The organism is Bradyrhizobium sp. 31Argb (assembly GCF_043638955.1).
Lineage (GTDB): Bacteria > Pseudomonadota > Alphaproteobacteria > Rhizobiales > Xanthobacteraceae > Bradyrhizobium.
Genome location: NZ_JBEGDB010000186.1, coordinates 1 through 15,873 on the forward strand (window position 1 = coordinate 1; position 15,873 = coordinate 15,873).

5 protein-coding genes are annotated in these 15,873 nt (G+C 64.7%); all 5 read right to left on the minus strand.

The window, feature by feature from the left end; all coding sequences use genetic code 11:
- Positions 1-272 precede the first annotated feature (272 nt).
- Positions 273-8,108, minus strand: a complete 7,836-nt coding sequence (locus tag AAFX91_RS28285; protein ID WP_394568823.1) for a filamentous haemagglutinin family protein — start codon at positions 8,106-8,108, stop codon at positions 273-275.
- Between the two features lie 110 nt (positions 8,109-8,218).
- Positions 8,219-12,904, minus strand: a complete 4,686-nt coding sequence (locus AAFX91_RS28290) for a filamentous hemagglutinin N-terminal domain-containing protein (RefSeq protein ID WP_394568820.1) — start codon at positions 12,902-12,904, stop codon at positions 8,219-8,221.
- 118 nt (positions 12,905-13,022) lie between these two features.
- Positions 13,023-14,015: a FecR family protein gene (locus AAFX91_RS28295; protein WP_394568821.1), complete on the minus strand. Its 993-nt coding sequence runs from the start codon at positions 14,013-14,015 to the stop codon at positions 13,023-13,025.
- An 83-nt stretch (positions 14,016-14,098) separates the two neighbouring features.
- On the minus strand, positions 14,099-14,611 hold the full coding sequence (locus tag AAFX91_RS28300) for an RNA polymerase sigma factor (RefSeq protein WP_130580180.1): 513 nt from the start codon (positions 14,609-14,611) through the stop codon (positions 14,099-14,101).
- A complete protein-coding gene (locus AAFX91_RS28305) occupies positions 14,604-15,365 on the minus strand; it encodes a hypothetical protein (RefSeq protein WP_394568822.1) in 762 nt (253 codons plus the stop codon). The genes AAFX91_RS28300 and AAFX91_RS28305 overlap by 8 nt, the downstream gene beginning before the upstream one ends.
- Between the last annotated feature and the right edge of the window lie 508 nt (positions 15,366-15,873).

The window sequence follows — 15,873 nt, forward strand, 5'->3', positions numbered from 1 at the left end:
GATTTGCCCGTCGGGTTGATTTGTCGCACCCAAAGCAACCACATCGTCATTGCGAGCGCAGCGAAGCAATCCATAGCACCGCTTGTGGAGGCATGGATTGCTTCGTGGAGCCTGTCATCCGGCGCGCGTTCGCGCGACCCGTTGGCTCGCAATGACGGTGGCTATCGAATGGGGCGGGCCGATTTCCGCGATCGACTTACATCAGCCCAAACCGCAGGGTCTGGTTCGAGGATGAGAGCATCGCATGGCAGAGCGAAGCGAACCGACAAACCCTACAGCCTTCCCCTTTCGTCCGTGGTCAGCTTTTTCTTTTGCTCCTCGGTCAGTTCGCCATTGCCAACAACCTGAAATCTGCTGTCAGGCTGGTAATCCTGCGGCTCAAGGCTGCTGCGCTCATCATCCTTACGGCGTTGATCACCGTTGGGGGCGCCCTCGCCTCCGCCGAAGCCGAGGAACTCGACGATGATGATCGACGGACGATCGCTGGTACTGGGCGCGGCCGGCTGGGCCTGCTGCGTCGCTGCCGTCATGTTGCTGCTGGAGGCCAAAGCGGCGACCGGCGGCGCCTGCACCGTGGGCACGCCGGTGACATTGCCCTGCGCCTGGATGTTGGAGGCATTGACGATCTGGAGCGCCGCGAGGTTGACGTCGGCGCCGGAACGGATGCCCGCTTCGCCGGCATCGATGGTCCCTAAGGGCGCGATGAGGTCGATGCTGCCGCCGGGAACGCCCGGCACCGAACTGCGCGATGCGATGCCCGCACCCGAACCGGGCACGGCCGGCGACAAAGTGACCATGCCATAGTCATCATAGACTCGCCGCGCCGGCGTGTAGACGATCGTGGTCTTGGCGCCGCGGCCGGCGTTGATGTCACCCTCCGCCGACCAGGCGAGAACGTCGCCGCCGAAGGTCGTCATGATGCGCGACAGGCCGAGCAGGATCGAGCCTTTGGAATAGAGCGCGATGTCGCCCTGCCCCTGGGTAATGAGGCCCGACGACGCCGGCGGCACCTGGCCTTCGACACCCACCACTTGCTGGCCGCCCGGCGTCAGCATCTGGATGCTTCCGCCATAGAGCGTGCGCACGCCGGATCCTCCGAATATGGTGATGTCGCCACCATATGTGATTGGATTGCCGTTTGCGCCCTCCTCAGGGAACAGAGCCGCGATCGCCTGGCGACCGCGCAGATAGGATTGGAAGCGGCTGCTCTCCGGATCATTGTATTCGCGGCCGCCGGCCTTCAGCTCGGCGAAATAAACCTGGCGCAGGAAGATCGCCTGCTGCTCGGGCGCGAGCGCCGCAAAGTAGGCGCGCGCGTCCGCGACGGTCGATGCCGCGAAGCCGTAACGCTCCGCCAGCCAGGCCATCAGTTCACGCTCATAGGTCTTGGCGACCTTGCCAGGCTGGTCGGCAAGCGGCGTGCCGGCAATTGCGAGATTGGCCGGATCGAGATAGGCCCAGAGACCCGCATAATTCGGCCCGTTGGGGCCGGCGCCCGCCTGCATCAGGATCGACGCGCCGGGTCGCGTATCGCCTGCGGCGAGAGCGCCGATCGAGACGATCGAGCCCTTGTCGCCGAGATAGAGGTTGCGGCCGGCGATCACTTCGAGCGAACCCGGTCCCGCGACTTGCACCTGAGCGTAGAGGATGTCGCGGCCGGCCTCGATGATCGAGACATCGGTCGTGTCGTTGTTCAGGATCAGGCTTGGCGTGTCCTGAAGTTCTGGATCGGTGGTCTGGCTGCGATAGGCGTTCTTGCCGAAATTGACGATGTCGCGGCCGGCATAGATGTGGGCCGGCATGGCCGTGCGATGACGCGGCAGATATTCGCCGTTCACGAATTGCGGTGTGGGATCGCCGAGCGTGAAATTGACGATGTCGCCGGTGAGCGCGTAGACGCGGATGAGCTTGTCGTCGCCCGCGTGCAGATTGGTGGTGACGGTATCCGGCTGGAACTGGAAATAGGAGTTGCTCGATCCCGGCCGGAACGGATTGGGGATCGAATTGGGATCGGTTTGCGCGCCGGACACGCTCCAGGCGGCCGCGGGGACCGTATTGATGCTCCCGACGCGGAACGCCGCCGCATAGATCGAGTCGCCGGCCAGGAGTTCCAGATAGCCGTCGCGGGACGGCGCCAACTCGATCCGCTGCCGACCTGCCCAGTACAGGCTGCCCTGCGCCGCGACCGCTTCGAAGATCGGCGGCAGCATCGCCCGGTTCGTTTGGTCCTCGCTGCCCCATATTTCGTTCTGGCTGAAGCCCGAGGTATTCAGCGGCACCATGTTGCCGCCCGCGGAGAACAGCGTGATCGCGCTGTCCGAGCGCCACAGCGAGAAGGCCGGGCCAGTGACGGAAATGCCGATGGGATAGATCATGCCGGGATCTCCGGCGCCGCCGAAGACGAGGTCGCCGCGCGCCTGAAGATTGGCCGAACCGTCGCCGATGACGATCACCGGCCCGCCGACTCCGCCATCAGTCTGGAGCATCGTCGCCCGATAGAGATCGACCGCCCGCGGATCGTTCGGCGCGCCGACGCCGTAGGCCAGCAGCGCGGAGCCGATGGCCCCGGCCTTGACGGCGATGTCGCCGCGCAGATTGGTGAAGGAGCCGTTGAGATCGTCTGTAGCAGTCGGTGTGGTGAGCGGGTTGAGCCGGCCGCCGATATCGACGGAGAGATCGCCGCCGCCGGTCTGCAGCAAAGTGCCGCCGGTCACGACGCCGTCCGGCGTCTTCGTCACCGAGGTGACGCGGCCGCTTCCGCCCACCGCGAAGACGAGGCCGGTGCTGGTACGGAGCGCGCTGCCGGGACTGTCGATCGCGACGAGCGCGCCGGCATTGCCGCCGACGTCAACCGCCAGGTTGCCGCCGCCCAGAGTGCCGAAGCCGGAGAAGCCATAGAAGAGGTTGGCATTGGGTCCGCCATAGGCCCCGAAGCGGATGCCCCAGGCCGCTGGCGTCGTGGCATCACCCTGGCGCACCAGCCAGTTGCCGACCGAGTAATTGTTCTGGCCCGCAGACGAAACATCGTCCACCCAGAGAGAGCCCGTGAGATTGCGCCCGGTCGCGATCGTCAGATCGCCGCCGTTTTCGGTGAAATAGCCGCCCTGCGAGGTGACGCCGGCATAGGCGCCGCCGACATCGATCTGCGAGCCGGCGGTGTAGACGCCGAAGGGCGTGTCCTGGGTGAGGTCGCGCCCGGCGATGAGATCGAGATCGCCCGTGCCCGTGCGGATCACGCTCGGCAGGACCTTGCCGGCCGCGTTGACGAGCGAGTTGGAGAGCAGCATGTTGCCGCCCGCCCCGAGCGCCGAGAGCGATTGCACCGCACTTGTGTCCGCGCTGGTGCCGTCGGCACCGCTGACGAGGCGGATCGACCAGGATTGGCTGCCGGGCGCCAGCATCGGCGCGCCCGCATGGTTGGCGATAAGCGCCAACGAGACGATCGTCGTTCCCGTCGGCAGGACGGCGCCGGAGGGCAGCGTCTGGCCGGCCTGCAGTGCGACCCTGGCGTTACTGATGACGGCGGCGAGGTCTGTATTCCTCGGAATGACCGTGCCAACCGGAAGCGTCGCTACGCCCGAACCCGGCAACTTGGTTCCTATCCCGTAGACCGAATTGCCCGGAATGACCATTTGGGGGGCGTCACCGACATTGATGACGGTCCCGACCGGCAGGATGGTGCCCACCGGTATGGTCTGGCTCGAGTTGTAGGTCGTTCCGTCCGGCAGCACGACGCTGCGGTTTACAACATTTGCGAGCGACAGGTTGTTGCCGAGCTTGATCGACCCCTCCAACGTCCAGCCACCGGGCGTGTCGGCGGCGCGAATGACCATGTTGCCCGTACCCGTGAACTCGAACGGGATGGAGACACCGCGCTTAACGGAATTGCCCTGTGCAAGGACGATGTCGAAGTCCAGTGTCGCGAGCGGAATGCTCGATCCTGCTGCGACGGTGATCGCCTCGGTCAGCGTCCGGGGGCTGGTCAGCGTCTCGGTGCTGCTGCTCACATCGTTCGGATTCGCGACAGGATTGCCGAAGCCGTCCGTGATGCTGCCGTTCACGGTGAGGTTGCCTGGTGCGCGGACGACGAGCGAGCCCGATTCCGTGGCACTGTAGGTCTCGTCCGACGTGCGCAGGCTCGCGAGATCAAGATTGCCCTTGACCGTGAGATTGCCGCTCGAGGATGAATTGCCACCAATCTCGACGCCCGGCCGCAAATGATAGGCGTCGCCATAAGCGGACAGGCCGGCGGTGCGGCCGGCGAGACCGGCATTGGCCAAAGCCGCGTCGATGAAGAGCACATTGCGCGCACCGATCTGGTTAAGACCGAGCACGCCGTCCGCCCCCACCGGATCGGCACCGCCATTGTCCTGCACGATGCTGCCGTCGGCATCGGTCGGCGAATAGGTCCAGAACGCGTTCAGCGCGATCTCCGCCGCGCCACGGATAGTCAACGGGCCCGCGGCATCGATCCGCGCGTCGCCGCTCGTCTCGCCCGTGCGGCCGGTATTGAGCACCACCTTGCCGCGCCTCGCACCGTCCGGCGAGCTCAGGTCCAGCGTGGCGCCGCTGTTGAGCCGCAGCCAGCCGGCCGTCGCGGTCAGCTCGATGCGGCCGCGGTTCTTCGCCTCGATGGCAACGCCATCGCTGTCGGTCTGCAGTTCGGTGCCATGCACATCGAGCACAGCAGTGGATGCAATGGTCAGATCGTTCTTGGCCGAGAGCCGGATGGAGCCCGGTGCCGCGCCGCTGGCGTCGATCCGGCCGTTGACGGTCAGGCTGCCATTGTCCACCGACACGACGACATTGCGCGCCCTCACCTCGTTGCCGATGGCGAGATCGCCTTGCTTGAGCGCGAATTCGCGCCTCTCGAAGAACCCTCCTGCATTCAGGGCGGTGTTGATGCGCGCAAAGCTTTCGCTCTGGGTGCCTGTCGGGCCAATGAAGTGCGCTCTGAGCTTGAACGAGCCGCTCTCGTAGCCTGCGGTGGACGAGCCCTTGAACATGCCGTCGATCGACTGCAGCGGCGTGCCGTCCAAGTTGACGAAGACGATGCCGCCGCCGCCGGCCCCGTCGGTCGCCGACATCGTGACCGAACCGGCATGGTTGTTCACCGCGGAAACGTCGAACGTCGCGCCGCCCTGGACGATGATGCTGCTATGCGCGCTCTCCAGAATGAGGTCGCCGCCCCAGGAATATTTGGTGACGTCCTTGAAGGGGATGGCGCGGCCCGCCAGGTCGATGCGTGTGCCGTCATCGATCTGAAGCGTCTGGGCCGCCGTCACCGTCAGCTTGCCGGAAGGCAGCACGACGGTGGTGTCGAGTTGGACCGCCCCCTGGACGGATGCGAGGTTGATCGTGGCGCCGAGCGAGTCCGCCGAAGCGACGCCGGCGGGCGCGCCTTGCGGGGCGACGACACGCAATGTGCCGCCGGAATAGACCGACAGCACCGAGCCGCTGTCGCCGGTCAGCAGCGGCGTGACCAGGTTCAAGGCTGCCTGCTCGCCGGTATAGGTGGCCGGATCGAAGGACGAGGTCGGGCTCGCCCCGGTCTGCCAGACGGCGAGCGTGTTGAGGTTGTTCGAGGTGATGCGCTCCGAGGCGTTGAGGTTCACGGTCTCGAAGCCGAGCATCAGCCGGTTGAACTGGACCGTGTTGAGCGGCCGCGACTGCTCAAGATAGCCGAAGACGATCTCGCGCGCCGCCACATTGAAGATGCCGTGGCCGGTGCCCGGCCCGTCTGCGATGATCGCGCCGGGCGCGGCAGGGCCATAGATCGGCTGGCCTGAACCGGTCGCACCCGTCCGCAGCGAACGGCTCGACCATACCAGCCGATCGGTGGTCAGCGTGACGCTGTCATTCGCACCGCCATGGCCGTAGATTGCGGGCGTGCTCAGCACGAAGCTTTCGAGGACCGACACGCCGTTCTCGTCGAGCGTGGACAGATTCACGGAGCCGTAGAAGTTGACCGAGTTTCCGGCCGCCAGAATAAGATTCTTCATTCCGGGCGCGCCGGTGACCGGATCGCCCTGTACCAGCCTATCGAGTACCGCCTGATCGAGCGACAGCCCGCTCGGCAGGATGCCGGCGGACGCCGCGGCCGCAAGCTGCTCCGCGGTGCCGATATTGATATAGGGCAGAGCCAGTTCGAGATCGCGCGTTCCGAAACGGGCGCCGTCCTGCATGACAACTCCCTGGCCGGCGGTGAAGGCGATCGAGCCTTCGCTGTAGAGCGAAGAGCCGTCCTCGAGAGTGATCCTCGACGTCGTGTTCAACCGCCACGGTTCGAGGGAGATCGAGCCATTCGAGACCGCCAGCAGGGCCGGCGCGCTGAACAACAAGCCGGTGGCGACCGTGTCCGGCGCCATCAGCCCGTGGCCGAGCGTATTGACCGACGCCCCGGACTTCACCGTGATGTCCTGGTTTGCGGCAAGGATGACCTGCGAACCCGTCAGCACAACCCCGTTTTCCAAGATGAGCGAGCGGACAAGGCCGTCGTTGGTCGTGAGTTCGAAGACCGGATTTCCAGCAGTATAACTGGCCCCGGGCGCGGAGCCGACATAGAGGTTAGGCGCTCCGACGTCGGCGATCTCGGACGCGGCAACGGTCGTGACGCTGCTGCTGCGGATTGTTGTGCTGCCCCCTCCCGTGATCACCATATCGGTGTTGTACGAACGGTTGGCACCGCCACCGCCGGAAACCGCCAACGTTCCGCCATACCCGCCCTCGCCTGGCGTGAAATCAGCGAAGCCGTCGAAAATGAGTGCCGATTCCACGCGCGGCGCGCTGCCCGTAGCCAATGTCGAAAGATTGAGGGTCAGGAACTTGCCGTCGGCCGCCATCAACGGACGGGCCGTCCCGAAGGTCGCCGCCTGCGCGAGCTGGAAGGCCTCGTAGCCCTGCTCGTTGTATTGTGAATAGGTGCGCAGAGTCGCGCCGGGCGTGACGATGGCGCGGGTCAGCAATGAGTCGCCGATCGAGGTGTTGGCCACGCCGCGCGTCGCGCTCGTCAGATAGGACCCGTTCGACAGCGACTGGGCCGCCGCAAATCCTGTCGTCCCGCGCGCGCCGAGCTCGACGCGGTAGGCCCCGGGCAGCAGCGCATAGTTGGCCGGCAGCAGCGTGTAGGTGCCCTTCGGCAAGCCGGGTACGCCGGCCGGAATCGTGATCTGCTCGCCGATGCCCGGCGCGGCGCCGGTCCAGGCCGTGGAGTAGCCGCCCACCGGCGGCGCGATGTCGGCGCCCGGCACGATGGCAAAGACCGGGTTCCCGGATGAGCTGTAGCCATAGCCGGGATTGGCGTCGGCGAGCGCGTTGACCAGCACGTCGACCGAGCCGCCGCGGCCGGAGACGAAGGCCGCGCCCGCCAGCGTGCCGCCGCCGGAGAGGTCGAGCACAGAGCCCGGATGGCTGACGACGTTGTGACCCGTCGCGGTGATGCCGAGGCGCCCGCTGCTGCTGTTGTTGAGGTAATTGCCGTCGGCATCCTTGACGATCGTTCCGGTGAGCAGGTCGTAGGAGAGCGCCTCGCTGCCGTCGACGGTGAAGCTGACGCCGTCCACCGTGCCGCCATAGGGGATGACGAGCCCCCTGGCGCTGACCGAGGTCAGGCTGCCCGGCAGGAATTCGACGAGGCCTCGCGTCACCATCTGCGGGTCAGCCGCGGCGAGCGAGATCGTGCCGAGCGGAGCGAGCAGATTGCCGCCCTGCCGGATCGTCCCAGCCGTCAGACCGAGCGAGCCGAACACCGAATAGGGCGCGGCGACCGGCGCATCATCGTGCCGCCCGATCGTGATCGTGCTGGTGTTCTCAGTGCCGAAGGGAATCGTCGGCCGGCTGCTAATATCCACCGCCGTGCCGGCATAGAGGCCCGCCTTGGCGCCGGTCACCGGATAGATGCGCCGCGCGATCAGATCGAGATCGCCGGTCACGGCGAGCGTCCCCGTCATGAACCGCAGGTCGCTCCGGCTGTCGAGCGTCAGCTTCGCGGCATAGGCGTTCATCTGGCTGGCGACGTCGATCAGCCCGCCATCGACGGTCAGTGTCCCCGTCGCCGTATAGGCCGGCAGGATGGAGGGGAGCACCTGGAACAGTCCGGCCTCTCGCATGAACTGTCCGTCGAGACTGACGTAAGGCGCGGACACCGTCGCGTGGGCGCCGTTGACGGAATTGTAGAGGCCCGACGTGCGCAGCGCGATGCTGCGGCCTGCCGCAAGGTTCACGTCGCCCTCGAACACGATTCCGGTGCGCGCGAACAGCGACAGGGTGCCGAAGCCGCCCTCCGCGACCTGCTCGGCACTGAGATTCGCGTAGCCGGGTCTGAGGTCTTGCTGGGCCGCACCAACCTGAAGATCGGCCGGCAACGCGCTCGCTGCCTTGTCTGGGAGATCCGTATCGTCCTACCCGCCTGCAGGCGCGAAGGCACGATGTCGCCCGAGGCGTAGCTGTAGATCGGCGCTTCGAAATTGATCGTAAGCATGCCGCCCGAGGCGCCCGCGCCGCCCGCACGGGCGAGCAGCGTGCCGTCATTGTAGATGCCCTGATAGGAATCCAGGACGATGCTGCCGCCATTGCTGGCGACAATGCGGCGCGCGTAACTCGTCTGTCCGGCCGCTCCTATGTTTGTGATGTCGAGCTCGGCGTTGGTGCCCGAGACGTCGATCACCGCGCCTTCGCGCACTACGACATAGGCGTCGGCGGACAGATAGGCGTTCTCGTACAGCGTGTCCTCGCCGCCGAGGCTGCCGAGCACGACCTTGCCGCCGTCCGGCACCACGCCATAGACCCGCCCGCGGGCATCGACCGCGGTGACCGCCCGCGCCGAGGCGTCGAGCCGGGCATGCTCGCCGATCCAGACCGAGAGCCCGCCGACGTCCTTATTGCTGAATCGGTTGGCGTTCAGGACGGTGATCTCGCCGCCATGGGCGGTGATCGTGCCGTCGATATTGATCTGCCCGCCGCTGGCGATGTTGACCTTGCGGCCGGGATCGACGGCGATCGACGCGCCCTGGGCGATCGTCACACCGCCGCCCGAGAGCCAGCTGGTGTCGCCGTCCACGCTGCGGCCCGACAGCAATTCGAGATCGACGCCGCCGCGCTGGGTGAGCGTCGTCGCTATTGGGTCGGCGATATAGACGTCCGGCAACCATACGCTCAGCGCGTCCGACGGATCGCTGCCGGTCGGTACACCGTAGACACCTGTATCGAACCGGTAGATCGGCATGATCGGCGCAACCACGGCGCCCGATGCCACGAGCAATCCGCTCTGCCCGTTGATCGAATATTTCGAGAAGCCGCGGCTCAGAACATCGTCGGCGAGATGGAGCGTTGCCGGCGGCGCGATTTTGGCCTCTACCGGCAGAAGCGTTCCGGCCCGGATCACCGTGCCGGCCGCGATGGTCACGTCCACCGGCGCGGGCATCCCGGGCATGTAGGTCACGGCCTGCGGCGTGGTCAGCCTCAGGCCCGAGGGAAAGGCGTTGGCGGGCAGCACATAGCCCCCGGGCAGAATAGGTGTTTGTACGCTGTATCCACGCACCGTCGAGCCGGCAGGGATGACGGTGCCGGCCGGCGCCGCTACCACGGCCGAGGTTCCGGGCCTTACGTACGCGATGCTGATTGCGCCGGCGGGCACCACCCACTCCGCCGCCACTGTGGTCGTGATGAAGGGCACGTCGGTGGGCAGAGTGGCGCCCGCTGCGACCGTGGTGAAGGTCTGGCTGTAGGCGGCCGGCAGCGGCGCGCCCGCCGGAATGAACAAGGCATCCGTCAACGTCACATCGGCCGGCACCACGCTACCCGCAGGAAGTGTCGAGCCGATCTCGTAGCTTGCATCGCCGATCACGACGAAGCCCGCGGTGGACAGCGACAGCGCGCCGCCGCCTTCGACGCCATAGCCGGTGATCGTCCCGTTCAGCGTCAGGTTGCCGCTGCCGCCGTTGTAGCCGGCGAGCAGCGACAGGTCTCCGCCCTTGCCGGCCTTGGTCTTGCCGTTGGTGAGGATCGCGGCACCGGAGGAGGTGTCGATCCGCGATCCCTCTTCCAGCGTCACGTCGCCAGTCGAGCGCAGCGTGACGCGTCCGCCGTCGACGAAGGCGAGACCGGAGAGATTGGTCGGATCGACCTGCGCGTTCGTCCAGATGCCGCGGGCGTCGATCGTCATTCCCGAATGCAGCGTCACGCTCGAGCCGCCGTCTTTGGACAGATCGGTGTTCCGTGTGGCGACGGAGTCGCCCCGAGCTTCACGCGTCACAAGCTGGTTGCTTGCCGTGACACTGCCGCCTCGAACGGTAACGCCTGCTCTGATGTCGATGACAGGTGCGGTGAGGTCGAGGGAGCCTCCATCGGCCAGCGTCAGGCCGCTGTCGATCGCGATGGAGTCGCCCGTGGCGAGGTCGAGCCCGCCGAGCCTTTGGTCGTTGAGGCGGGAGGCATCAAACCATAACGTGTTGGTACGGCTGGCGGGAAGGACGGAGGACGCGTCGAGGCTTCGGGTGATGTCCTCGACGCCTCCGATGACGATCGCGCTGTCGTGAATGCCCATGCGCCCGAGCGCGCCATAGCTGCCGACAAGAAGCTGTCCCGCTTGCGCCACCTGGGTCTGGCCGAGCTTGTAGCCGTCGGTGACGTCTTCCGGCCGTGCATCGGACTGCCGCTCACCCTGAACCACATCCGCGATGATATCGCCCGCGAAGATCGCCGTCGGCGTCGAGAGGATGAGCTGCCCCGCGTCGCGCCCGACCGTGTAGCCCTCTTCCCAGCGCACGCTTTCGCGGCCCTTGCCGAAGGGGCTGGTCCAGACCTCGGTGACGTTCCAGCGCTCATGCTCGCGAATGAAGCCCTCGCCGAGACCATAGAAGGTCATGTCGGCGCGGGCGTCGTTGATGTTGTAGAGCCGGCCGTCCGGTCCGAGAAAGTTGCTGGTGCGGATATAGCCGGCCTCGTAGCGAATCGAGCCGCCGGAGATATTGAACACTGAGCCTTGCTTTGCGATCACCTCAGGCGCCGACAACGTGATGGTGCCGCCGAGCGCGACCCACTCCCCGATCGTGTGAGCGGTGTTGGCGAGATGACCGCCGACTTCAAGCAGACCGCCCGGCGTGTAATAGCGGTCGGTGTCGTAGCCCCCGGTCCCGGCCGGCACGAAGATCAGGTCACGAATATCAACCCAGACATCCTGGTTCTTCAGGTAGTCCTTGTCGCGGTTGACCGGACTGTCGCGCAGCTCATTGCCCTGGATATTGACGAGGATGTTGTTCGACGACATTGCCAGGGACACGTCGCGGACGCCCGAGACGTCGATCGTCGCACCGGTCTCGGTGAAGATGCGTCCCCCGGCTGATACCGCAATCTGACCGCCTTGTGCGATCGTAAGCGAGCCTGCTCCTGGTGTCGTACCGCCCTCGAAAACGACTTGACCGCCCGTGACGATCTCGATCCGCGACTGATCGAGCCGATCCGCCAGAGTCGAGAGATTGTTGAAGATCCCGAGCGGCGTCGTGGCTCGCAGCAGATTCGCCGCTTCGGACGCATCGATCAAGCCATCGCGCTGCGAATTCAGCGCCGTCTCCCGGCTCTCGAGTTCGGGAATGATTGTGGTGACGCTACCGGAGCCAAGCCTGATGCTGCCGCGCGTGTCGGTCGCCGAGTTCAGAAGATGGATCGTGCCACGCGTATTGACCGAGGTGGAGGCGACGAGAATGGCGTTCTGCTCGATCGCCCGACCCGCCAGCGTGATATCGCCCTGCGGGCTGAAGATCGAGCCGTCATTGCGAACAAGCCCTGCGAGCGTGCCCGCGTCGAACAGCGGGGCAATCTCGTTGCCGCGCGTGGTCGAGAACTGGTTGGCGTCCGTGCCGTAACCACGGCGCAGCACGAAGTCGTCACCGGCTGCGAGCTGGGTCTGACCATTCGGCGTCGTGATCGAGCCGGCGTTGACGACCTGCCCGCCCATCAACAGCACGAAGCCGCCGCTGGAGGTCACTGATGCCGGGGCATGCGTCTCGATTTGCGCGCCGGCTTCGACCTTGACAACGCCGCCGCCCTTGCCGTTGTTGAGAAACGCGGCCGCGTCGGTGAAGCTTGGCGTCCAATTGCTTCCGCTTCCGCTCGAATAGATGCCGCTCAGGAATTGCTCGTTGGTGATCTTCGCGGTCGAGGCGATCAGCGTGCCGACATTGATCTGGCTTCCGCCGCCGAAGATGATGCCGTTCTGGTTGATGACATAGACCGCACCATCGGCCTTGATGCTGCCGAGGATCTGGCTCGGCCTGCCGTCGGTGCCGAGCACGCGATTGAGCGCAACCCAATCGCGATTGCCCCGCTGGTTGAAGGTGAGATCCGTCCGGCCACCCACATTGAAGGTATCCCAAGTGAGAATGGCCTTCCCCTGGGTCTGTTCGATATTGACCTTGACGCGATCGCCCTCGGTGAACTGCGTCGGCAGATTCGCGCCCCGCCACAAATCGGTTCCCGGCGCGGCACCGAGTGCCCGCTGAAGTCCGCCGGCGCCCAAGCCATTCGGGACTGAGGACGCATTCGCTGCGGCGCGCGCGGCATCACGAGCCGCCTGCTGGCTGGCTTGCTGCGCCTGGATAGCGAGCGTCGCCCGCTTGAGCGCATCGGAGGACTGGCTCGCCGCGCGGGCGGCCTCCTGTTGAGCCGATTGTGCTGCCGCAATCGCCGCCGCCGATGGTGTCGGCGCCTGTCCGCCAAGAGGCCGCGCATAAGCGTCCAGGGTTGTCATCAACAGCGCCGTCACACTGACGCCGGCCAGGAACGCAAAGCGATCGCGGCCACGACGCGTGGACAATGGCGAGACATAGTTGGCGGTCGTCGGTCCCGGAACCCGCTGTGCTTTCAGATCCGCCTTGGAGAGCTTCTTCGCGGTTTGGATCATCGACATCGAACGGCTCCTGTCATCGGTCGCGCCCCATGCGATCGCAAGCGCTCACCCCTAGACTGATCGGCGGAGCCAAAACCGTAAATTTTTTCTCGTTCGCCTGTTCCGCAATCGCCAGTTTTCAGGTCAGCAGAACGATGCCGCCCGGCAGCGTTCGGCTTGTGATCCCGAAGGCTTGGTTCAGGCGCACCAGAATGTCGTCCATATGATCGATGCGGAAGCGGCCGCTAATGGGCTTTCGCGCGAGTTCTCGGTCCATCAGGATCACTCTGCCCGACCGATATCGGTTGATTTCTTCGACGACCTCGGCCAGTGGAGCCGAGCGAAAGATCAACACACCCTGCTGCCAGGCGGTGACGAGTTCGATATCGATGCTCGCAACAGGCCCAAGCCCCCGATCATCATACCGGACCTGTTGGCCCGAGCCGAGCGTCGTCGCTTGGGATTCCAGCGTGACGTTTACATTACCGCCGACGCACGTGACGCACACGGATTGCCCGGCACGACGAACATCGAAATGGGCCCGACTGGTCGTCATGACGCCATTCGCCGCGAGAACGATGAGAGGGCGTTCCTGCTGGGACTTGGACACGAACGAGGCTTCGCCAGAAACCAGCTCAATGCGAGCGCCGTCGTTGCCCCGCAAGGCTACGCTCGTTTGCGAGTTCAGGTGCATGGAGACGTCGCTCGGAAGCTCCAGTTGACGCTGTTCACCTGTCACGGTGCGATAGTCCGCTGCCAACTCCGCAATTGATGGCCAAAGATCGAGCGGCGGGGAAACCATGGCATAGGCCGCCGCGGCCGAGACAGTGGCGAGCGCCCCGCCAATGGCGGCACGGCGGCTGAGGGTCGAATGGGACACTGGCCGTGCCGCCAAGGCAGGCGACAATTGCCCCCGTTCGCGCAAGCTACGCGCCGCGGGCGCGAATTCCTTCCACATCCGGCGCGCATCGGCAAAGGCCGCTTCGTGGTCCGGGCTTCGTGAACGCCACTGCTTCAAGGCTTTGACATCAGCAGGGGTCACCCGACCGGAGTCCAAATGCTGGACCCAGGCGACCGCTTCACCCCTTAGCTCGCGTTCGGCTCTATCGTCCACCGCACCGACCCTCGACACCTATCCGTCCAGATGCTCCTGTGGCTTGAGCCACACGAGAGATGTCTAACGCTAAGACGGTTTTTCGAGCTCCGATCCACATTTTATTTTCGTGTTTGCTTGCGACGGGCAAGACAGTACTCGTGAGCCGATTTCAGCTCTTTCTCGACCAGGCTCAAGGAAATACCCAGGCGTTTTGCGATCTCGCTACGCGACAAGCCATCAAGACGCGCCGCGACGAGAATGTCACGTTGACGGGAGGGCAATTCCGAAATGAACGTCTCGACAAGCCGCAGTTCGGAACGTGCCTCAACAATAGAGGCCGGGTCCGCCGTCTCGTCAGCAAGATCGAGCATCTTTTCGATTTCGGCAGAGTCCAGATAGCGTCGCTCCGAAAGGATGCGATCGCGCGCGACATTTAGCGCAATCCGGTACAAATAGTTGACCGGACTGCTGACATGGCCGACGTGCTCAGCACGGTTCAGACGCAGCCAGGTGTCCTGGACAGCATCATCGGCGAGATCTGCTGACCCAAGCCGCCGCGTAAGCTTCACCTTGAGTTCCTGGTAGCTCGTAAGGAATAGCTGACGCAGGACAAGCAGACCGCTTTCAGTCATGACCGGTCCTGCTTGGAACGCGGCGACCGCAGTCCTGCCGCATATCTGGATCGTTCGGCAAGACGACGATGGTAATCGGCTGCGCGAATCCGGCGGGCGGCGCAACACCTAAGCTTATCTGGCGCAGGGCAGCGTCGACACTCCGATCCATCTGGTCACTGCCGGTGGAGCTGAGCGTCTTCACCTGCAACACTTGTCCTGCCTGACCGATCCACAATCGGGCCGCAATCCTGCTGCTATCAGGCACAGCGGGTGTTCCGCAAAACACAGCCTTAAGACCCGCCTGAAGCAGACCGTAGTAACGCCTGTGGTCCAATGGCTGGCGTGTTGCGCCGCCCCGCACTGTTGCATCGGCCGGCACCGGACCAACCACGAAAAAATCGGTATCCTTAAAGTCTGTCCACAGGCCGGTGCCAGCGAGCAATATCTGCAGCGCCACTTCCGGTGTGTAGATACCCTCAACGAGACTGGAACGACGTCCTTCGGACAATGCTCCGTCATAAAGGACTTCACGGCTGGAAATGCGAGCATAGACTTCCAGCGCCGTGCCGAGCGGCTGGGATGGAATATTGAAAGCCAGGCTGCCCGACGCAGCCTTCTTTCCAGAAATGCCGGGGTTTGCTGCGCCAGGATTGGAAATGGGCGCAGAAATGCAAGATGCGAGAACTACCGAAACAGCAAACAGCGTCCAAGATCGCGAACCTGAAACACGCGAAACCCGCATAACACGGCCGAATTGATCGCTCCTTGCCATCGGATCGAAGCGCTAGCGCAACTGCACTAGATCTCGTTTCGCCGCCCGCCGAGACGCACGGTTTTGTCTTTAGACGTCTATTGTGACAGTTGGACGAAGTTTGCAACTTTCGCATTCGAGACCTTGCGGGCCCGCCGTCCCAGTTCGATGCCTTCAATTCCCTCGGCTCGTATCATGATTGCTTTATTCGCCGGCGTACGATCGAACCGCCCAAGACGACCTTCCCGATCCAGGATCGAGATGGCGCCTCCTCTGGCGCTCCTGCTTCAGCAGCAATGGCGCGGCTTGGAGACGCACGCGGAAGGCCACAGTCAGTGCGCGCAAGCAATAAGATGCGTGTGCTCAAAGTCCAAGGGGGCGGAGGTCCGGAGCTTAAGTCATTCGCGGATGATGTCGCCTTTCCGGCCCTTCTTGAACATTGCTGGCAGGCGGCTAGTGGTCTATCACAGTGATTTTGACTCTTTGGGGGTGGCTGGATAGGCGCGGCCGAGTTTGGCGCGAGCTTTGT

Bases quoted from the DNA above. Each gene is read 5' to 3' on its own strand.
- AAFX91_RS28290 (WP_394568820.1), bottom strand. From the start codon at position 12,904: ATGTCGATGATCCAAACCGCGAAGAAGCTCTCCAAGGCGGATCTGAAA.
- AAFX91_RS28300 (WP_130580180.1), bottom strand. From the start codon at position 14,611: ATGACTGAAAGCGGTCTGCTTGTCCTGCGTCAGCTATTCCTTACGAGC.
- AAFX91_RS28305 (WP_394568822.1), bottom strand. From the start codon at position 15,365: ATGGCAAGGAGCGATCAATTCGGCCGTGTTATGCGGGTTTCGCGTGTT.
- AAFX91_RS28285 (WP_394568823.1), bottom strand. From the start codon at position 8,108: ATGCGAGAGGCCGGACTGTTCCAGGTGCTCCCCTCCATCCTGCCGGCC.